The following is a 19,443-nucleotide window of genomic DNA, read 5'->3' on the forward strand; positions in this document are numbered from 1 at the left end:
GGAAGCTAAGCCTTTCAGCGCCGATGGTACTGCAGGGGGGACCCTGTGGGAGAGTAGGACGCCGCCGAACTCCTTTTGTTGAAAAGCCCCGTGCCCTTGTGGCACGGGGCTTTTCTGCGTTCACCGGCCATCCAGGGAGAACCTCCTCTTCCCTATGGACGACTCGGTTCATGACGGGGCGGGCGGTGGCGGTGGCGTGGCCCGGATTGGAATGGATCAGAGTCGGCCGGCCGCTTTGAGAGCGAGATAGGCATCGGCGAGGGTAGGCGCGAGCTTGTCAGGGGTGGCATCGACCACCACCGCGCCGGCTCGCTGGAGCTGTTCTGCGGTGCGTTGCCGTACGGCTCTGGCCTGTGCCCCTGCTGCCGCCTCATAGACCGCGTCCACTGTTCCTCTCGCGCCCGCCATCAGCTCGACGTGCGGGTCAGCCACGGAAGCCACCAGCACGGTGTGGCGCTGAGTAAGGCGACGTAGTACAGGGAGCAGCCCCTCTTCCACGGGGGCCGCGTCCAGACCGGTGAGAAGCACGATCAGCGAGCGGCGGGGAGCCCCGGCGAGCGCGGCAGCGACGAGACCCCGGGCATCGGTCTCCACGAGAGCCGGCTCGATCGGAGCCAGGGCGTTCACCATGGCCGGAAGGATCTCCCCCGCGGACCGCCCACGCACCTGGGCGCGGATGCGGCGGTCGTAGGCGAGCAGATCCACACGGTCGCCCGCACGCGTGGCGAGTGCCGTGAGCAGCAGGGCCGCGTCCAACGAGGCGTCGAGACGGGGCACATCACCGACACGCCCCGCCGAAGTACGGCCCGTGTCCAGGACGACGAGGATGTGCCGGTCCCGCTCGGGACGCCACGTGCGCACCGCGACGGCGGACTGACGTGCAGTGGCCCGCCAGTCGATGGAGCGGGTGTCGTCACCGGGCACATACGCGCGCAGGCTGTCGAACTCCGTGCCCTCGCCACGGGTGAGGACACTGGTGCGGCCGTCGAGCTCACGGAGTCTGGCGAGACGGGACGGCAGATGCTTCCGGCTGGTGAACGGAGGCAGGACCCGCACCGTCCATGTGACCTGGTGGTTCCCTTGTCGGGCGGCGAGGCCCAGGGGCCCGAACGAGCGGACGGTGATGCGCTCGGCCCGGCGGTCGCCGCGCCGCGTCGGCCTCAGGACGGTGGTCAGCCGACGGCGTTCGCCCGCCGGGACCGAGAGGGTGTGCCGAGAAGTCGCCTGCTCCGTGCCGGTGGACCAGCTGCTGGGAGGCCAGGCGTCGCGAAGGTGTGCCCGCAGTCTGCGGCGGGAAGGGTTGGTTACGGTGAGTTGCACTTCGGCTGCCTCGCCGAGTCGAACGCTTGTATCACCAGTTCGAGTGAACCGGAGCGTGCGCACTGGTGCGGCCAGGGCATAGTCACAGAGAATTGCCAAAGAGAGCGGTGCGTTGACTGCCAGCATTCCGGTCCAGCTGGGAGCCAGGATGCCTACGGGGAGTGACCCCAGGGCGGCCAGCAAGGCGGTGCGTCCGGTGAGGGCCACGGTCACCGCCTCATCGGGGTACGGGGACGTGGGCGAGGACGGCCGTGATGACGGAGTCGGGGGTGACACCCTCCATCTCCGCCTCGGGCCGCAGTTGAATGCGATGGCGAAGCGTGGGGAGTGCCAGGGCCTTCACGTCATCAGGAATGACGTAGTCGCGTCCGGTGAGCCAGGCCCAGGCACGGGCGGTCGACAGCAGGGCGGTGGCGCCTCGGGGAGAGACGCCGAGGGAGAGCGAGGGGGATTCACGCGTGGCACGACAGATATCGACGACGTAACCGGCGATCTCGGCAGAGACCTTGGTCCGGGCGACCGCGTTGCGGGCGGCTTCCAGATCGGCCGGGCCCGCGACGGGACGTATGCCCGCTGACTGGAGGTCACGCGGATCGAAGCCCTCGGAATGACGGGTGAGGACGCTGATCTCCTCCTCCCGCGACGGCAGGGGCACCGTCAGCTTGAGGAGGAACCGGTCCAGTTGGGCCTCGGGGAGAGGGTAGGTGCCCTCGTATTCGACAGGATTCTGCGTGGCGGCCACGAGGAACGGGTCGGGCAGCTGGCGAGGGGTTCCGTCGACGGTGACCTGGCGCTCCTCCATGGCTTCGAGGAGGGAGGACTGCGTCTTGGGAGGGGTGCGGTTGATCTCGTCGGCGAGCAGCAGATGAGTGAAGACGGGGCCGGGCTGGAACGAGAACTCGGCCGTGCGGGCGTCGTAGACCAATGAGCCGGTGACGTCGCTGGGCATCAGATCGGGGGTGAACTGGACGCGCTTGGTGTCGAGTTCGAGCGAGGCGGCGAGAGCCCGGACCAAGAGGGTCTTGGCCACTCCGGGGACGCCTTCGAGGAGGACATGACCTCGGCAGAGCAGAGCGACGACGAGACCGGTGACGGCAGGGTCCTGGCCGACCACGGCCTTGGCGATCTCCGAGCGCAGCGCTTCGAGGGACGCGCGGGCTGTGTCGCCGTTCCCGAGGGACTTGGTGGTCTCGGCGGGCACCGGGGGCGGGGCGCTCATGACGTGCGTACCTCTCTTTCGAGGGTGTCGAGTTGGTCTGCCAGTTGAACGAGAGCGGCGTCGTCGGAGGGGGCGGGCCCGAAGAGCAGGGCCCGGAGGCCGTCGTCGGGGCTGCCGAGACGTGCGGAAACAGCGGGAACGAGTACTGAGGGGGAGTGGGCGTCGCGTGGGGGGACGCCGATCAGGGGGGCGACGCGGGTGCGGGTGGCGGAACGCAGCGAGGCGGCGGCCCGGTCGCGGGCGTTGGCCCTGCGGTAGAGGCGGGCCCGGCCCTCGGTGGATTCGGAGGCGCGGATGGCCACGGGCAGCCGCTCGGCCACCAGGGGGCCCAGACGACGGGCGCGCCAGATGGCGGCGAGAACGGCGGCCAGTGCGAGCTGCCACGTGGCCCACAGCCAGCCCCTGGGGATCAGGTCGGCGAAGCCGCGCTCGCCAGTAGTGCCCCCGCCACCGTTCTCGGTGGCGGACGGATCAGTGAATGAGGGGAGGTACCAGATCAGATGAGGGCGGGAACCGAGAAGTTGCAGGGCCAGGGACGCATTGCCCCGGTCGGCGAGTCGGTCGTTGTGGAGAAGGTCGGGGGACCCGAGGAGCACAGTGTCGCCCGCGCCCTGTTCGACCAGGAGCACGGTGGGAAGGCCGCCGCTCGGGTAGCACCCGATGGCGTCGAGCCCTTCCGAGGCGTAGCGGAAGCCTCCCGTTTCGACGTCCCCGGCATCGTGGGCGGCAGGCAGGGCGCATCCGGGGGCGTGGGGGGCCACCGGCCCGGCGGGCTCCGCCGTGACACCTGGGACCAGCGTGCGCACGGAGGGCGGGCCCGCTGCGAGGAGAACGGTGCGCCCCGCCGAGTCGTGGGTCGCGGCGCGGAGTTCGGTCCGCTGGCCGGGGGCCAGGAGGTTGGGGGAGGTGACGAGCAATGTGGTGTCGGGGCCGACCGCGGCGGTGGCGGCGTCGAGCGTGGTGACCACGCGGACGGAGACGCCGCGTTCCTTGAGGAGCTCGGCGACGGCGCGGCTGCCGTAGCGGTCGGCGGAGCGAGGATCGAGGCGGCCGTGCTCGTCGCCGGAGCGCATGGTGGCCAGGGTGATTCCGGCGACGACGAGGACCAGGAGAGCGAGGAGCAGACCGCGGACGCGGGTCCAGACCTGGCGAGGGGTGGCGGCCACCGACGTGGGGGCAGCGACGGCTTCGGTCATTCGGCCGCTCCCCGGGCCGGGGTCGAAAGCGCGGGCCTGGTGGTTTCGAGGTCGAGATCCAGAGCCCGCAGGACCAGGTACATCTGCTCGTCGGCGGCACGGCCGCCGTATGTGACGTCGTCGAATGCCTTGGCGGCGGCGTGGAGCCGGGCCGCGTGTGCCGGCAGTGTGCGCCCTGCCTCGGCGGCGGCCTCGTCGGCGGTGCGCCCGGGGCGGGGATCGAGCAGGGCCCGTTCTTCCAGGGAGCGGACGATGGCGCGCATCCGTTCCTGGACCGCGCCGTTCCAGCGCCGGGCGGCGGCGTGGGCCTCGGCGGCCTTCCGGTGCTCGGCCGCGCTGCGGGGCCCGTCGTCGAACAGGGCGGCCGCCGAACGCACGGTCCGTCGCGGGGTGCCCAGCCGCCACCAGAGCGCCGCGGCCAGGCCCAGCACGATCAGTACCAGCACGACAAGACCGACCGGACCTCCCGGTGCGACGCCGGATGCCGTGTCGAGAAGGTCGCCGATCCAGCCCCAGAGCTTGTCGAGGCCCTGTTGGAGGAGGTTGGGATCGTTCTCGTGGTACATCGGTTTGGATAGTTCGTGCTCCGCGGCCTCGCGGGCGGGGACACGTGGAGTGTCCACGGGTATGTCGCCGCTCGCGCGGATCAGTAGACGTGCTGCTGTGGTGCCCCCCGCCCCCGGCACGGCATCAGCTCCTGGTGTCGTATCCGGGCACGCCCGCGGCCCGAGCGAGTTCGAGGTCGAGCGCCTCGCGGCGGATGCGCTGGTCGATGTAGAGCAGTGCCATCACGCCGGCGGAGAGCGGGTAGGTGATCGTCGTGATGATCACTTCGCCGATGCCGGAGATGATCAGGAAGGGCCAGCCGAAGGACGTGGAACCGTTCGTGAGCGCCGATCCGATCTGGCCGCCGTCCACGATCACCGCGATGAAGCCGAACGGAATGGTGATGACCAGGGCCACGATGAGGGTCAGCACCACGGTGAGCAGCAGCACCCCGAAGGTCCGCCACCACGCGCCCTTGACGAGCTTCGCGGAGCGGCGCATGGAGGCGGTGATCGACTGCCGCTCCAGCATCAGGGCCGGGGAGGCGAGGCAGAAGCGGACCATCAGCCAGATGACGACGGCGCACGCGGCCATGAACCCGAGGACGACGAGTCCGGCGCCCGCGGCGGAGCCGGTGAGCATGCCCGGGAGCAGGCCCACCGCCATGATGGCGGCGCTGATCAGGGCCAGCAGCAGGGTCAGCCCCAGCAGCTGAGGAAGCCGGGGCCGGGCCTCGGACCAGGCGTCCGAGAGCGTCACGGGGCGGCCCAGTACCGAGCGGCTGATGACCACGGTCAGCACCGATGTCGTGATCAGCGTGGCGATCATGGTGATGAGCATGGACGGGATGCCGTTGAACACGGCGGACTGCGCCGAGTCGGCGGTCTGTCGCAACACTTCCGCGCCGGTGGCGTTCGGATCGATCTGCGCGGGCTCCGGCAGCAGGAAGCGTTCGACGAGAATGGTCGCGATCTGGGTGATCACGGACACCGTGAGCGTGATGCCGAGGACCGTGCGCCAGTGGGCGCGCATCGTGGACACCGCGCCGTCGAGGATCTCGCCGATGCCGAGCGGACGCAGGGGGATGACACCCGGCTTGGCCGCGAGGGGCGGCTGCCCCCAGCCGGGGCCCTGCGGCCCGCCGCCCCAGCCCGGGGCGGGGGGCGGTGCGCCGGGGCCCGCGCCAGGGGTGCTCGGTGGGGACCACTGCCCTGCGGGCGGCTGGGCGGGAGACCAGTTTCCTGCCGGGCCGCCGCCGTCGACGGGCTCGGAGGGCCGGGGGACGTCGGCGCCTTGCCCCTCGGAGGGGGCAGATCCGGGCGAGGCCCAGCCCGGAGTGTCGTTCATTCTCGCTCCTTCATGGTCCTGTCCGCTCATCCGGGCGGCAGGTTGGCAGCCATCGTGCCACGCGGCGCTCGGCCGTGGGCCGGGCGCTCCATCTCCTTCGTACCTTCATTTGTGGGGGGCTCACCGGGCAGACTGGACGGATGGCTGATCAGGACGCGCAATCGCCGGTGGGTGTCGAGCCTCCCGCGCTTCCCGTACTTCGCTGGAACGAGCCTCCGGAAGGTCCCGCGCTGGTGCTCCTCGACCAGACGCGACTGCCCGCGCGGGAGGTCGAGCTGGTGTGCACCGATGTGCCCGCTCTGGTTCGGGCGATCCGGACGCTGGCGGTGCGCGGCGCCCCGTTGCTGGGGATCGCGGGGGCCTATGGGGTGGCGCTCGCGGCCGCGCGGGGGGACGACGTGGCCGTGGCCGCGGAGCTGCTGGAGCGGGCGCGGCCCACCGCGGTGAACCTCGGGTACGGGGTGCGGAGGGCCGCTGGGGCATATCGGGAGGCCGTCGGGAAGGGGGCGGATCCGGAGCGGGCCGCCGCGGTGGCTCTCGCGGAAGCCAGGGCACTGCACCGGGAGGACGCCGAGGCCAGTGGGCGCATGGCGCGGTACGGCCTCGCCCTGCTGGACGAGCTGCTGCCCGGTGGCGGTGGGCACCGGTTGCTGACGCACTGCAACACGGGGGCGCTCGTCTCCGGCGGCGAGGGCACCGCCTTCGCCGTGGCGCTCGGGGCGCACCGGAAGGGCCGGCTGCGGCGGCTGTGGGTGGACGAGACGCGTCCGCTGTTGCAGGGCGCCCGGCTGACGGCGTACGAGGCCGCGCGCAACGGGATGCCGTACAGCCTGCTCACGGACAACGCCGCGGGTTCGCTGTTCGCCGCGGGGGAGGTAGATGCCGTGCTCATCGGGGCGGACCGCATCGCCGCGGACGGGTCGGTGGCGAACAAGGTGGGGAGCTATCCGCTGGCTGTGCTCGCGAAGTACCACCACGTACCGTTCATCGTGGTCGCGCCGACCACGACCGTGGATCCGGACACCGAGGACGGGGCGTCGATCGTCGTCGAGCAGCGACCGGCGTCCGAAGTGACGGAGCTCACATCGCTGCGGGCCGGGGCGTCGGGCGCTGATGCCGGCGTACCGCTCGTGGCGCCGGTGGGAACGCCCGCGTACAACCCCGCCTTCGATGTCACGCCGCCGGAGCTGGTCACGGCGATCGTCACGGAGGAGGGCGCAATTTCCCCGGTCACAGGGGTCGGGCTGGCAGAGCTGTGTGCCAGATCATCGCAGGTAACGATTAGCTAATGGGATGATGTCGTTTATGAAGGGACGCGTCCTTGTCGTCGACGACGACACCGCACTGGCCGAGATGCTCGGGATTGTGCTGCGTGGAGAAGGGTTCGAGCCGTCGTTCGTAGCGGACGGCGACAAGGCACTTGCTGCATTTCGTGAGGCCAAGCCGGACCTGGTCCTGCTGGATCTCATGCTGCCCGGTAGGGACGGCATCGAGGTCTGCAGGTTGATCAGGGCCGAGTCGGGTGTGCCGATCGTGATGCTCACTGCCAAGAGCGACACGGTTGACGTGGTGGTGGGCCTGGAGTCCGGGGCCGACGACTACATCGTCAAGCCGTTCAAACCTAAGGAGTTGGTCGCCCGGATCAGGGCACGTCTGCGGAGGTCCGAGGAGCCGGCGCCGGAGCAGCTGGCCATCGGGGACCTGGTCATCGATGTGGCCGGTCACTCGGTGAAGCGGGAGGGGCAGTCCATCGCCCTCACCCCCCTGGAATTCGACCTGCTGGTCGCGCTCGCCCGTAAGCCGTGGCAGGTCTTCACCCGTGAGGTGCTGCTCGAACAGGTGTGGGGCTACCGCCACGCCGCCGACACACGGCTGGTGAACGTGCACGTCCAGCGACTGCGTTCCAAGGTGGAGAAGGACCCGGAGCGCCCGGAGATCGTGGTGACCGTCCGAGGGGTCGGTTACAAGGCCGGACCGAGCTGAGATGCACCCGCGTAGCGCTGCTCCGCAGCCCGGGGAGCCGGGAGCCCGTGCGGAGCGGGCTGCCGGTCCAGGATCCAAGGTGTTCCGGATCGGGCACGTCCTGCAGGGCGGCCGGTTGTTCCACGACCGGGCGCCCGGCGGTCCCGTGCCGCGACTGCTGATGCGCTGGGTGCGGCGTCCGCTGCTGCCCGCCGTGCGGCTCTGGCGGCGCAATCTCCAGCTGAGGGTCGTCGCGGGCACGCTGCTCATGTCGCTCGGAGTGGTGCTGCTCCTCGGGCTGGTCGTGATCGGACAGGTGCGCAACGGCCTGCTCGACGCCAAGGGCAAGGCCGCCCAGACCCAGGCGGCCGGCGGTTTCGCCGCAGCCCAGGAAAAGGCGAACGCGCCGCTCACCCCCGGCGGCCAGGGCGGTGACACGACGGACGGCACCACCGCCAACAACTCCTGGCGGACGGAGCTCGTCGACCAGCTCGCCAGCGGCGGGAAGAACGCCTTCAACGTGGTGGCGCTCAGTGCCGACGCCGGAACCCGCGCCCCGCGCGGTTCGGGCAGCGTGGAGGCGGTGAGCATCCCGCAGCGCCTGCGGGACGCCGTGAACAAGGGGCCCGGGGCGTACCAGACGTACTCCGAGATCCAGTACGCGAACGGGCAGCCGCCGCAGCCCGGACTGGTCGTGGGCAAGCGGCTCTACGACATCGACCACAACCCGTACCAGCTCTACTACCTCTTCCCGCTGACGCAGGAGGAGAAGTCGCTCACGCTGATCAAGGGCACGCTGGCGACCGCGGGGCTCTTCGTCGTCGTGCTGCTCGGGGCCATCGCCTGGTTCGTGGTGCGGCAGGTCGTCACCCCCGTGCGGATGGCGGCCGGCATCGCCGAGCGGCTCTCCGCGGGCAGGCTCCAGGAACGGATGAAGGTCACCGGCGAGGACGACATCGCCCGGCTCGGCGAGGCCTTCAACAAGATGGCGCAGAACCTCCAGCTGAAGATCCAGCAGCTGGAGGAGCTCTCCCGGATGCAGCGGCGCTTCGTCTCCGATGTCTCCCACGAGCTGAGGACACCGCTGACGACCGTACGGATGGCCGCCGATGTCATCCATGAGGCGCGCAGCGACTTCGACCCCGTGACGGCCCGTTCCGCGGAGCTGCTCGGGGACCAGCTCGACCGGTTCGAGTCGCTGCTCTCCGATCTGCTGGAGATCAGCCGGTTCGACGCGGGCGCCGCGGCGCTGGAGGCGGAGCCGATAGACCTGCGGCAGGTGGTACGCCGGGTGATCGGCGGGGCCGAGCCGCTGGCCGAGCGCAAGGGCACCCGGATCCGGGTGGTCGGCGACGAGCAGCCGGTGATCGCGGAGGCCGACGCGCGGCGCGTCGAGCGCGTGCTCCGCAACCTCGTGGTCAACGCCGTCGAGCACGGTGAGGGCCGGGACGTCGTGGTGCGGATGGGGGTGGCCGGAGGCGCGGTCGCCGTGGCCGTCCGGGACTACGGCGTGGGGCTCAAGCCCGGCGAGGCGACGCGAGTGTTCAACCGCTTCTGGCGGGCGGACCCGGCTCGTGCGCGGACGACCGGGGGCACCGGTCTCGGGCTCTCCATCGCGGTGGAGGACGCCCGGCTGCACGGCGGGTGGCTGCAGGCCTGGGGCGAGCCCGGTGGCGGTTCGCAGTTCCGGCTGACCCTGCCGCGTACGGCGGACGAGCCGCTGCGCGGGTCGCCGATACCACTGGAGCCCGAGGACTCCCGGGGCAACCAGGAGAACCGCGCGCGGACCGGGGCCACGTCGAGGGCGGGCAGCGAGCACCGGCTGACGGCCGTGCCGGCCCAGCCCGGTGTCCATGACAGGTCCGCGCTGCCCGTACCGTCCCGTGCCCCCGCGGCGCCGCGGACGGCGCCGGCCTCGGTGCACCCTGCGGCTCTCCCGGGGAGCGGCGCACGGGTGGTCGCGCGCCCCGCCGAGGAGCGGACGGGTGGCGATCTCGACACGGCGGTGCAGGACCCGGAGCGGGGGGAGACGAATCGTGGGCGCTGACCGTCGCAGGGACGGCCATGGACGGATGCTGGGGCTGTTCGCGCTGCTCGGATGCGGCGTGGTGCTGCTGTCCGCGTGCGGTTCGATGCCCGTGACCGGGGACGTCAAGGCCGTCGACGCCTCGCAGCCCGGCGATTCCCAGGTGCAGGTGTACGCGGTGGCGCCGCGTGACAACGCCACGCCCAACGAGGTGGTCGACGGCTTCCTGGAGTCGATGACCAGCGACGACCCGCGCTTCAGGACCACCCGTCAGTACCTGACGAAGAAGGCTGCCGAGACCTGGAAGCCGAACGCGTTCACCACCGTGCTCACCAAGGCACCGAACAGGAGCGATCGCCCGCTGCGCGACAGCGACCGCAATCTCACCGAGGTCACGTACACGCTGACCGGTGAGAAGGTGGCGACCGTCGACGCCCAGAGCGCCTACCAGCCGCTCGCTCCCACCGACTACAACCAGACCCTGCATCTGGTGAAGGAGAAGGGGCCGGACGGCAAGGAGTGGCGGATCGACCTCGTGCCGGACGGTCTGCTGCTCGGACAGTCGGACTTCAAGCGCCTCTACCGGTCCGTCAACAAGTACTACTTCGCGACGGGCCGGTCCGAGGGGCAGTCGACCCTGGTGGCCGACCCCGTCTATCTCCGCAGCCGGACGGACCCCGTCACGGGGATGGACACTGTGACGCAGTCCGTCCGGAGTCTCCTCGCGGGGCCCACCAGCTGGCTGCGGCCGGTGGTCGAGTCCCGGTTCCCCGCCGGTACGGCGCTGCGGAAGGGCGTCACTTCGCTGGCGCCGGACGACCGCAGCGTGCTGAAGGTCCCGCTCGACAAGAAGGCGGACGGTGTCGGGCAGCGTTCCTGCCGCATGATGGCCTCGCAGATCCTCTACACCCTGAGGGATCTGACCTCCGCACGGGTCGAGCAGGTCGAACTGCAGCGCTCCGACGGCTCGCCGCTGTGTCTGCTCGGTGCCGATCAGGCGGAGGAGTTCGCTCCTGACGGTTCGTCCAGCGGGCCGGACAGCCAGTACTTCATCGATGCCAAGGGGCATGTGGAACGCATTCCCGGCAGCACCAAGGGCAGTGGCGTCCCGGAGCTGGTGGCCGGTCCGCTCGGTGACGGCCCGGTGCGCATGGGCACGGTCGGGGTGGCCCGGGACGAGCAGTCGGCCGCGGCGGTCTCGCGAGACGGCGCGTCTCTCTACGTGTCGTCCATCGTCTCGGACGGCGAACTGCCCGTGGCCTCGGTGACCAGCGCAGGGCACGAGTCGAAGAACCGTCTGTCGACCCCGAGCTGGGACGGCCGGGGCGATCTGTGGGTGGCCGACCGGGACCCCGGCAACACCAGACTGCTGCGGCTCGCCGGTGGTACCGGAAAGCCGCAGGAGGTCACCGTGCCCGGTCTGGGCGGCGGGCGGATCGAGGCCCTGCGGATGTCCGCGGACGGAGTGCGGATCGCCCTCCTGGTGCACCAGGACGACCGCACCACGCTGAAGATCGGCCGGATCGAGCGGCGCGGGCCCGCGACGGAGCAGCAGGTGTCGGTGGTGGACCTGCGGCAGGCCGCGCCGCAGCTGACGGACGTGACCGCGATGTCGTGGTCGGGCCGCAGCCGCCTCGTGGTGGTCGGCAAGGAGCAGGGCGGCGTGCAGCAGGTGCGCTATGTGCAGGCGGACGGTTCGACGTCCGCGTCCGGTGTGCTGCCCGGGGTGAACCAGGTGTCGTCGGTCGCGGCGGCGGACGACGAACAGCTTCCGCTGATGGCGGCCACGTCCAGCGACGGGATCGTGAAGCTGTCGCCCGGTGACAACTGGCAGACCGTGGTCAAGGAAGGCTCCTCGCTGGTCTATCCGGGCTGAGCCGGTTCGTGCGGGCCGGCCGGCGCCGTGCCGGTCCTGGCCGGCCGGGCCGTCGGCCTGCCCGCGGCCGGTCCGACGCGTCCGGAACCGGGCCGAACCACTGCGCGACCCGGCCCGGTCGGTCTGTCCGGGCCGGGCTCCGCAGGGACCGTTCCGCGTTTTCCACAGGGGTGGCCCGCTTGCCGCGGGAGGCGCACAGTGGAGTCATGCGGGGGTGGTGGCGGGAGATCTCCGGCCTGGTGCTGCCGGTGTCCTGCGGCGGCTGCGGCAGGCCGCGCGCGGAGTTGTGCGAGGAATGCCGGGCGGCGCTCCTCGGCGGGGTGCCGCGCCGGGTGAGACCCGATCCGGAACCCGCGGGCCTGCCGGTGGTGCACGCGGCCGCCGCGTACGAGAACGCGGTACGTGCCGTGCTGCTGGCCCACAAGGAGCGGGGTGAGCTGGGGCTGGCCGGAGCGCTCGGCAAGGCGCTGGCGGGGGCCGTACGGGCCGGGACGGGGCGCCCGGGTGACGCGGGCCCGTTGCTGCTCGTACCCGTGCCGTCGGCGCGGCGGGCGGTGGCCGCGCGGGGCCACGATCCGACGCGGCGGATCGCGCTGGCCGCGGCCGGGGAGTTGCGACGCGGTGGTGTCCGGGCCCGGGTGGTCGCGGTGCTCCGGCAGCGGCGCACGGTGGCCGACCAGGCGGGGCTCGGTGCCCGGGAGCGGCAGGCGAACCTGGCGGGGGCACTGGAGGTCGTGGCCGGGGGCGAACGGCTGCTCGCCGCCGGACGGGTGGTGCTGGTGGACGACCTTCTGACGACGGGAGCCTCGCTCGCCGAAGCGGCTCGGGCGGTGGCGGCCCCGGGGGCCGTGCACGGGCACGCGGGCGCAGCTTCCGGCAGGGTGCGGGCGGCCGTTGTCGCAGTATCTCCCTCGGCCTTCGAAATAAACCGGAACTGTCAATGAACCTGCGTCGTTGCAGGTAATGAGTGAGGAAAACAGCCCGATCGGAGGTACGTGCGAGTAGCGGGTGCCGACATCCGGCCGGGCAGGCTATGTTCGGTTGTGAGGAATGGTGAATGCCAGACCTCGATGAATGCACCGCCAGGTTTCGGGCAGGCAACACACCAATGGTCCAGAAGCTGGAATTCGGTGAGGCGGAGACCTCGCCGATGGGGGAGGAGGAGGTGGAAGTCACCGAGTCCGCGGCTCCGGTCGTCACCGGGGCCTGGTGCAAAAGGGAGATGCTCCGCCTCTGAGCGGGGCGATCCGGGAACGGAGTTCTGCGTGGACATCGTCGTCAAGGGCCGCAAGACCGAGGTGCCCGAGCGGTTCCGCAAGCACGTGGCCGAGAAGCTGAAGCTGGACAAGATCCAGAAGTTCGACGGCAAGGTGATCAGCCTCGACGTCGAGGTGTCCAAGGAGCCGAACCCCCGTCAGGCCGACCGCTCCGACCGGGTGGAGATCACGCTCCGCTCGCGTGGTCCGGTCATCCGGGCGGAAGCGGCCGCAGGCGACCCGTACGCAGCGCTGGACCTGGCCACCGGCAAGCTGGAGGCGCGGCTGCGCAAGCAGCACGACAAGCGCTACAGCCGCCGTGGCAATGGCCGGATTCCCGCTGCCGAGGTCGGCGAGATCGTGCCGGGTGCGGCGTCGTTCAACGGTGAGGGCGACCTGATCGCCGACGAGTCGGCCGAGTCCGTGCCCACCACCAGGTTCGGCTCGCTGGAGATCCAGGGCGAGGGTCCGCTGGTGATGCGCGAGAAGACGCACGTCGCCGCACCGATGTCGCTCGACCAGGCGCTCTACGAGATGGAGCTGGTCGGGCACGACTTCTATCTGTTCGTCGACTCCGAGACAAAGGAACCCAGTGTCGTCTACCGGCGGCATGCCTACGACTACGGTGTCATCCACCTGAGGACCGATCCGCTGGCCGCCGACGAGGCGGGCGGGGCCGGTGGTGCGCTCGGCGGCTGACGCCTCCTTCCGCGGTGCCCCTGGAGTGCTTGTGCGCCCCCAGGGGCACCCGCGTGCGACCACAGGATCACCGCTTGGCCGTCCAGTCATGGAATCATGGCGTCCCAGGCCAACCGGTGTTCTGTGAACTGCCGTTGGCGGACAGTGTGTGAACTTCAGGCCACGGCCTTCAGGGGGAGGAACGATGGCGGACACCTTCGGGCCCGTACGTGACGCGAATGATGCCGACGACATCGCCGGTACCGGCGCGGACTGCGGATTCCGCAGGGAGCCGATCAGAGTCCTCGTGGTGGACGACCACGCGCTCTTCCGCAGAGGTCTGGAGATCGTCCTCGCCCAGGAGGAGGACATCCAGGTCATCGGCGAGGCGGGTGACGGGTCCGAGGCGGTCGACAAGGCGGCCGACCTGCTCCCCGACATCGTGCTGATGGATGTACGGATGCCCAAGCGCGGCGGCATCGAGGCCTGCACGTCCATCAAGGAGGTGGCCCCCAGCGCGAAGATCATCATGCTGACGATCAGCGACGAGGAGGCCGACCTCTACGACGCGATCAAGGCGGGTGCCACCGGCTACCTCCTCAAGGAGATCTCCACGGACGAGGTGGCCACGGCCATTCGCGCGGTCGCCGACGGGCAGTCCCAGATCAGCCCGTCCATGGCGTCCAAGCTGCTCACCGAGTTCAAGTCGATGATCCAGCGGACCGACGAGCGCAGGCTGGTGCCCGCGCCGCGGCTCACCGACCGTGAACTCGAAGTCCTCAAACTCGTTGCAACGGGCATGAACAATCGCGATATCGCGAAGGAACTGTTCATTTCCGAGAACACCGTGAAGAACCACGTCCGCAACATTCTGGAGAAGTTGCAGCTGCACTCCCGGATGGAAGCCGTGGTCTATGCCATGCGGGAGAAGATCCTGGAGATCAGGTGAGCTGCCCGGCGACCGGCCCGGCCCGGTGAAGAAGGGCCGGACGGGTGCGCGGGTTCAGGCCAGGGCGCGGGCGATTTCCTGGGCGAGCGGTCCGCGCAGCTCCGGTGCGTCGACCCGCTCCAGCCGGACATCCGTGCAGCCGACCCAGGACGCGGCCTCCACCAGCGCCTCGGCCATCGGGGCCACGGCCTTCCCGTTCGCCAATGACACCTGCCGGGCCACCAGCGTGTTGCCGTCCCGCGCCGGGTCGACGCGGCCCTGGAGCCTTCCGCCCGCCAGCAGCGGCATCGCGAAGTATCCGTGGACCCGCTTGGGCTTGGGGACATAGGCCTCCAGCCGGTGGGTGAAGCCGAAGATCCGCTCGGTGCGGGCCCGCTCCCAGACCAGTGAGTCGAACGGCGACAGCAGTGTCGTACGGTGCCGGCCGCGCGGCTCCGAGGCCAGCGCCGCCGGGTCCGCCCAGGCCGGTTTGGCCCAGCCCTGCACCGTCACCGGCACCAGACCGGAATCCGCCACCACCGCGTCGAACTGCTCGCCCTTCAGCCGGTGGTAGTCCGCGATGTCGGCCCGGGTGCCCACCCCCAGGGACTGCCCCGCGAGGGCCACCAGGCGGCGCAGGCACTCCGCGTCGTCCAGGTCGTCGTGCAGCACGTCGTCGGACAGGGCACGCTCGGCGAGGTCGTAGACCCGCTTCCAGCTGCGGCGCTCGGTGCACACCACCTCGCCGTACATCAGGGCGCGCTCGACGGCGACCTTCGACGCCGACCAGTCCCACCACTCCCCGCCGTTCTTCGCGCCGCCCAGCTCCGTCGCCGTCAGCGGCCCCTCGGCGCGCAGCTGCTTGATCACCGTCTCGTACGCGCCGTCCGGCAGGTCGTGGTGCCAGTGCGGGCGCGAGCGGTAGGCGCGGCGGCGGAAGGCGAAGTGCGGCCACTCCTCGACCGGCAGGACACAGGCCGCGTGCGACCAGTACTCGAAGGTGCGGCCGCCCGACCAGTACGCCTCCTCGACGGTGCGCCGGCCGACCGCGCCGAGGCGTGCGTACGGGATCAGCTCGTGCGACCGCGCGAGCACCGAGATCGTGTCGAGCTGTACGGCGCCGAGGTGCCGCAGCACGCCCGGGACCCCGGCCCGGCGGTCCGGAGCGCCGAGGAAGCCCTGGGCGCGCAGAGCGATCCTGCGCGCCTGGTCGGCGGAGAGTTCAGCGGCGGGAGGCGGCACAGACGTCATGCCTCGCACCCTAGAGGCAGCCACTGACAACCGGCCGTGGAGCGGTGGAATCCGTCGGGACCCGAGGCTGCCGGGGCGGAGGGCCGGCGGTGGCTTCCGGCGGGGTCAGGGGGTGGGCAGATAGGCGTGGGTGCCCGGCAGGCCGAGGTCGGAGGGGAGCAGCGCGCCGATCCAGATGTCGCGCCGCACTCCTTTGTTGAGCAGGCCCGAGCGCTGTTCGCCCTCCATCCGGAAGCCCGCCCGCAGCGCGACCGCCCGCGAGGGGACGTTGCCCACCTCGGCCCGCCACTCCAGCCGGTCACCACCGAGCGCGGTGAAGGTCCAGCGGGCGGCGGCGAGCACCGCCTCCGTCGTGTAGCCGCGGCCCCGGTGCTCCGTGGCGGCCCAGTACCCCACCTCGTAGACGCCCGGCAGATTGCGACGGTTGATGCCGAGGGCGCCGGTCAGGGCCCCGCCCTCGCGCAGGACCACCGCGAAGTTGTACATGGAGTCGTCGTGCCAGCCGTCGGGGGACAGCCGGCCCGCGAAGAGTTCCGCGTCGGCGCGACCGTACGGGGAGGGCACGACCGTCCATCGCTGGATGTCCGGATCCTGACAGGCGGCGTGGACCGCGTCCGCGTCGCCGGCGGTGAAGGGGCGCAGCAGCAGACGGTCGCTGGTGAGGGTGATCGGCTCCATGGACGGATTCTGGTGAGGCACCGGCCCGGAAGCGAACACTTTTCGGACTTCCCGGCACCTTCGGCGCTCCCCGGCCGTTGACTCGGAGGGGACGACGGGGCCAACGCGACGGCAGCCCTCCCGGCGCGGCGGGGTCCTCGCTTACGATGGCCGTTGCGGTGGGGCCCACCTGCCGTGCCCGCGCCAGAGTCCATAACACGACCCAGTGCCAGGCCCGACCGGCAAGGAGACCAGCCTCAGTGTCCGTCTTCAACAAGCTCATGCGTGCAGGCGAAGGCAAGATCCTGCGCAAACTGCACCGCATCGCGGACCAGGTCAGCTCCATCGAAGAGGACTTCGTCAACCTCTCCGACGCCGAGCTGCGGGCGCTCACCGACGAGTACAAGGAACGGTACGCGGACGGCGAGAGCCTGGACGACCTGCTCCCCGAGGCATTCGCGACCGTCCGTGAGGCCGCCAAGCGGGTCCTCGGACAGCGCCACTACGACGTCCAGATGATGGGCGGCGCAGCCCTCCACCTCGGCTATGTCGCCGAGATGAAGACCGGCGAGGGCAAGACCCTGGTCGGCACCCTGCCGGCGTATCTCAACGCGCTCTCCGGCAAGGGCGTGCACCTGATCACGGTCAACGACTACCTGGCCGAGCGCGACTCCGAACTGATGGGTCGCGTCCACAAGTTCCTCGGTCTGACCGTCGGCTGCATCATCGCCAACATGACGCCGGCCCAGCGCCGTGAGCAGTACGCCTGCGACATCACGTACGGCACGAACAACGAGTTCGGCTTCGACTACCTCCGCGACAACATGGCGTGGTCGGCGGACGAGCTCGTCCAGCGCGGTCACAACTTCGCCGTGGTCGACGAGGTCGACTCGATCCTCGTCGACGAGGCCCGTACGCCGCTGATCATCTCCGGCCCCGCCGACCAGGCCACCAAGTGGTACGGCGACTTCGCCAAGCTGGTCACGCGCCTGACCAAGGGCGAGGCGGGCAACCCGCTCAAGGGCATCGAGGAGACCGGCGACTACGAGGTCGACGAGAAGAAGCGGACCGTCGCCATCCACGAGCCGGGTGTCTCGAAGGTCGAGGACTGGCTCGGGATCGAGAACCTCTACGAGTCGGTGAACACCCCGCTCGTCGGGTACCTCAACAACGCCATCAAGGCCAAGGAACTCTTCAAGAAGGACAAGGACTACGTCGTCATCGACGGCGAAGTCATGATCGTCGACGAGCACACCGGCCGTATCCTCGCCGGCCGCCGCTACAACGAGGGCATGCACCAGGCGATCGAGGCGAAGGAAGGGGTGGACATCAAGGACGAGAACCAGACCCTCGCCACGATCACCCTGCAGAACTTCTTCCGCCTCTACAGCAAGCTCTCCGGCATGACCGGTACGGCGATGACCGAGGCCGCCGAGTTCCACCAGATCTACAAGCTCGGTGTGGTGCCGATCCCGACCAACCGGCCGATGGTCCGTGCCGACCAGTCGGACCTGATCTACCGCACCGAGGTCGCGAAGTTCGCCGCGGTCGTCGACGACATCGCCGAGAAGCACGAGAAGGGGCAGCCGATCCTCGTCGGCACCACCTCGGTCGAGAAGTCCGAGTACCTCTCGCAGCAGCTCTCCAAGCGCGGTGTCCAGCACGAGGTCCTCAACGCCAAGCAGCACGACCGTGAGGCGACGATCGTCGCGCAGGCCGGCCGCAAGGGCGCGGTCACGGTCGCGACGAACATGGCCGGACGAGGCACCGACATCAAGCTCGGTGGCAACCCCGACGACCTCGCCGAGGCGGAGCTGCGCCAGCGCGGTCTCGACCCCGTCGAGCACGTCGAGGAGTGGGCGGCCGCGCTGCCCGCCGCGCTGGAGAAGGCCGAGCAGGCCGTGAAGGCGGAGTTCGAAGAGGTCAAGGAGCTCGGCGGGCTGTACGTCCTGGGCACCGAGCGGCACGAGTCGCGTCGTATCGACAACCAGCTGCGCGGTCGTTCCGGCCGTCAGGGCGACCCGGGCGAGTCCCGCTTCTACCTCTCGCTCGGCGACGACCTGATGCGTCTGTTCAAGGCGCAGATGGTCGAGCGCGTCATGTCGATGGCCAATGTGCCGGACGACGTGCCGATCGAGAACAAGATGGTGACGCGGGCTATCGCGTCGGCCCAGTCGCAGGTCGAGCAGCAGAACTTCGAGACGCGTAAGAACGTCCTGAAGTACGACGAGGTGCTCAACCGGCAGCGTGAGGTCATCTACGGCGAGCGCCGCCGGGTCCTGGAGGGCGAGGACCTGCAGGACCAGATCCGTCACTTCATGGACGACACGATCGACGACTACATCCGCCAGGAGACCGCCGAGGGCTTCGCGGAGGAGTGGGACCTGGACCGGCTGTGGGGCGCGTTCAAGCAGCTCTACCCGGTGAAGGTCACCGTCGACGAGCTGGAGGAGGCGGCCGGCGACCGGGCGGGGATCACGGCCGAGTTCATCGGCGAGTCCATCAAGGACGACATCCACGAGCAGTACGACGAGCGTGAGAAGCAGCTCGGCTCGGACATCATGCGTGAGCTGGAGCGGCGCGTGGTGCTGTCCGTCCTGGACCGCAAGTGGCGTGAGCACCTCTACGAGATGGACTACCTCCAGGAGGGCATCGGCCTCCGTGCCATGGCGCAGAAGGACCCGCTGGTCGAGTACCAGCGCGAGGGCTTCGACATGTTCAACGCCATGATGGAGGGCATCAAGGAGGAGTCCGTCGGCTACCTGTTCAACCTGGAGGTCCAGGTCGAGCAGCAGGTCGAGGAGGTGCCGGTGCAGGACGAGGCCGAGCGCACCTCGCTCGTCAAGGAGGACGCCGTTCCGGCGGCGCGTCCGGAGATCCGTGCCAAGGGGCTCGACGCCCCGCAGCGTCCGGACCGGCTGCACTTCTCCGCCCCCACGGTGGACGGGGAGGGTGGGGTCGTCGAGGGCGACTTCTCCAACAGCGACGGGACGTCCGGGTCCGAGTCCGACGGACTGACCCGGGCGGAGCGCCGCAAGGCCCAGAAGAACGGCGGGGGCGGGCGGCGCCGCAAGAAGTAGCGGGAACGTACGGCCCGGGTGCCGTGGACGGCGGTGGACGTCGTTCGCGGGGCCCGGGGTGTGAGTGACCGGAGTGTTGCAGCCGGGGTCGGGCGCGTGTT

At 70.4% G+C, this 19,443-nt stretch carries 16 protein-coding genes; 9 read left to right on the top strand and 7 right to left on the bottom strand.

Annotated elements, in window-relative coordinates:
- Positions 1-216: 216 nt before the first annotated feature.
- The 5 genes from ACFVFH_RS29365 to ACFVFH_RS29385 are packed head-to-tail and all read right to left on the bottom strand — an operon-like array spanning position 217 to position 5,628.
- Positions 217-1,527 (bottom strand): DUF58 domain-containing protein, encoded by a 1,311-nt coding sequence (locus ACFVFH_RS29365; RefSeq protein WP_383774404.1) that lies wholly within the window; start codon positions 1,525-1,527, stop codon positions 217-219.
- 10 nt (positions 1,528-1,537) lie between these two features.
- Positions 1,538-2,539: an AAA family ATPase gene (locus tag ACFVFH_RS29370; protein ID WP_383774105.1), complete on the bottom strand. Its 1,002-nt coding sequence runs from the start codon at positions 2,537-2,539 to the stop codon at positions 1,538-1,540.
- Positions 2,536-3,735 (bottom strand): DUF4350 domain-containing protein, encoded by a 1,200-nt coding sequence (locus ACFVFH_RS29375; protein WP_383774107.1) that lies wholly within the window; start codon positions 3,733-3,735, stop codon positions 2,536-2,538. The genes ACFVFH_RS29370 and ACFVFH_RS29375 overlap by 4 nt, the downstream gene beginning before the upstream one ends.
- Positions 3,732-4,421, bottom strand: coding sequence for a DUF4129 domain-containing protein (locus ACFVFH_RS29380; RefSeq protein ID WP_383774109.1), 690 nt, complete (start codon positions 4,419-4,421; stop codon positions 3,732-3,734). Before ACFVFH_RS29380 ends, ACFVFH_RS29375 begins: the two co-directional genes overlap by 4 nt.
- A gap of 4 nt (positions 4,422-4,425) precedes the next feature.
- Complete coding sequence (locus tag ACFVFH_RS29385; RefSeq protein WP_383774111.1) at positions 4,426-5,628, bottom strand: glycerophosphoryl diester phosphodiesterase membrane domain-containing protein; 1,203 nt, start codon at positions 5,626-5,628, stop codon at positions 4,426-4,428.
- 140 nt (positions 5,629-5,768) lie between these two features.
- Here ACFVFH_RS29385 and mtnA point away from each other — a divergent pair, with 140 nt between their 5' ends.
- From mtnA to ACFVFH_RS29425, 8 genes are all read left to right on the top strand, one after another.
- Positions 5,769-6,917 carry an S-methyl-5-thioribose-1-phosphate isomerase gene (mtnA, locus tag ACFVFH_RS29390; protein WP_383774113.1) on the top strand — a complete coding sequence of 383 codons (1,149 nt, stop codon included), beginning with the start codon at positions 5,769-5,771 and terminating at the stop codon, positions 6,915-6,917.
- Between the two features lie 4 nt (positions 6,918-6,921).
- Complete coding sequence (mtrA, locus tag ACFVFH_RS29395; protein WP_187281934.1) at positions 6,922-7,611, top strand: two-component system response regulator MtrA; 690 nt, start codon at positions 6,922-6,924, stop codon at positions 7,609-7,611.
- Positions 7,612-7,699: 88 nt separating this feature from the next.
- Positions 7,700-9,637, top strand: a complete 1,938-nt coding sequence (mtrB, locus tag ACFVFH_RS29400) for an MtrAB system histidine kinase MtrB (RefSeq protein ID WP_383774406.1) — start codon at positions 7,700-7,702, stop codon at positions 9,635-9,637.
- 25 nt (positions 9,638-9,662) lie between these two features.
- Positions 9,663-11,492 carry an LpqB family beta-propeller domain-containing protein gene (locus tag ACFVFH_RS29405; protein ID WP_383774408.1) on the top strand — a complete coding sequence of 610 codons (1,830 nt, stop codon included), beginning with the start codon at positions 9,663-9,665 and terminating at the stop codon, positions 11,490-11,492.
- A gap of 206 nt (positions 11,493-11,698) precedes the next feature.
- The gene (locus ACFVFH_RS29410; RefSeq protein ID WP_383774115.1) at positions 11,699-12,436 is read left to right on the top strand and encodes a ComF family protein; all 738 of its coding nucleotides are present in this window, start codon (positions 11,699-11,701) and stop codon (positions 12,434-12,436) included.
- 164 nt (positions 12,437-12,600) lie between these two features.
- Positions 12,601-12,729, top strand: coding sequence for a hypothetical protein (locus tag ACFVFH_RS29415; protein WP_383774117.1), 129 nt, complete (start codon positions 12,601-12,603; stop codon positions 12,727-12,729).
- A gap of 28 nt (positions 12,730-12,757) precedes the next feature.
- Positions 12,758-13,447: a ribosome hibernation-promoting factor, HPF/YfiA family gene (hpf, locus tag ACFVFH_RS29420; RefSeq protein WP_093540636.1), complete on the top strand. Its 690-nt coding sequence runs from the start codon at positions 12,758-12,760 to the stop codon at positions 13,445-13,447.
- Positions 13,448-13,631: 184 nt separating this feature from the next.
- Entirely contained in the window at positions 13,632-14,375 is a 744-nt protein-coding gene (locus ACFVFH_RS29425; RefSeq protein ID WP_383774119.1) for a response regulator, read from the top strand.
- A 54-nt stretch (positions 14,376-14,429) separates the two neighbouring features.
- Here ACFVFH_RS29425 and ACFVFH_RS29430 read toward each other — a convergent pair whose 3' ends face one another.
- Together ACFVFH_RS29430 and ACFVFH_RS29435 are read right to left on the bottom strand one after the other, a co-directional pair.
- Complete coding sequence (locus ACFVFH_RS29430) at positions 14,430-15,605, bottom strand: winged helix-turn-helix domain-containing protein (protein ID WP_383774121.1); 1,176 nt, start codon at positions 15,603-15,605, stop codon at positions 14,430-14,432.
- A gap of 105 nt (positions 15,606-15,710) precedes the next feature.
- A complete protein-coding gene (locus ACFVFH_RS29435; protein ID WP_383774123.1) occupies positions 15,711-16,283 on the bottom strand; it encodes a GNAT family N-acetyltransferase in 573 nt (190 codons plus the stop codon).
- A 239-nt stretch (positions 16,284-16,522) separates the two neighbouring features.
- Here ACFVFH_RS29435 and secA point away from each other — a divergent pair, with 239 nt between their 5' ends.
- A complete protein-coding gene (secA, locus tag ACFVFH_RS29440) occupies positions 16,523-19,342 on the top strand; it encodes a preprotein translocase subunit SecA (protein ID WP_383774125.1) in 2,820 nt (939 codons plus the stop codon).
- The last annotated feature ends 101 nt before the right edge of the window (positions 19,343-19,443 follow it).

This window comes from Streptomyces sp. NPDC057697, from assembly GCF_042799335.1.
Taxonomy (GTDB): Bacteria; Actinomycetota; Actinomycetes; order Streptomycetales; family Streptomycetaceae; genus Streptomyces.

What these genes read in the sequence shown, in the direction of transcription:
- ACFVFH_RS29425 (WP_383774119.1), top strand. Translation starts at nt 13,632, where the DNA reads ATGGCGGACACCTTCGGGCCCGTACGTGACGCGAATGATGCCGACGAC.
- ACFVFH_RS29405 (WP_383774408.1), top strand. Translation starts at nt 9,663, where the DNA reads ATGCTGGGGCTGTTCGCGCTGCTCGGATGCGGCGTGGTGCTGCTGTCC.
- ACFVFH_RS29410 (WP_383774115.1), top strand. Translation starts at nt 11,699, where the DNA reads ATGCGGGGGTGGTGGCGGGAGATCTCCGGCCTGGTGCTGCCGGTGTCC.
- ACFVFH_RS29435 (WP_383774123.1), bottom strand. Translation starts at nt 16,283, where the DNA reads ATGGAGCCGATCACCCTCACCAGCGACCGTCTGCTGCTGCGCCCCTTC.
- ACFVFH_RS29385 (WP_383774111.1), bottom strand. Translation starts at nt 5,628, where the DNA reads ATGAACGACACTCCGGGCTGGGCCTCGCCCGGATCTGCCCCCTCCGAG.
- mtrA (WP_187281934.1), top strand. Translation starts at nt 6,922, where the DNA reads ATGATGTCGTTTATGAAGGGACGCGTCCTTGTCGTCGACGACGACACC.
- ACFVFH_RS29375 (WP_383774107.1), bottom strand. Translation starts at nt 3,735, where the DNA reads ATGACCGAAGCCGTCGCTGCCCCCACGTCGGTGGCCGCCACCCCTCGC.
- ACFVFH_RS29430 (WP_383774121.1), bottom strand. Translation starts at nt 15,605, where the DNA reads ATGACGTCTGTGCCGCCTCCCGCCGCTGAACTCTCCGCCGACCAGGCG.
- mtnA (WP_383774113.1), top strand. Translation starts at nt 5,769, where the DNA reads ATGGCTGATCAGGACGCGCAATCGCCGGTGGGTGTCGAGCCTCCCGCG.
- ACFVFH_RS29415 (WP_383774117.1), top strand. Translation starts at nt 12,601, where the DNA reads ATGGTCCAGAAGCTGGAATTCGGTGAGGCGGAGACCTCGCCGATGGGG.
- ACFVFH_RS29370 (WP_383774105.1), bottom strand. Translation starts at nt 2,539, where the DNA reads ATGAGCGCCCCGCCCCCGGTGCCCGCCGAGACCACCAAGTCCCTCGGG.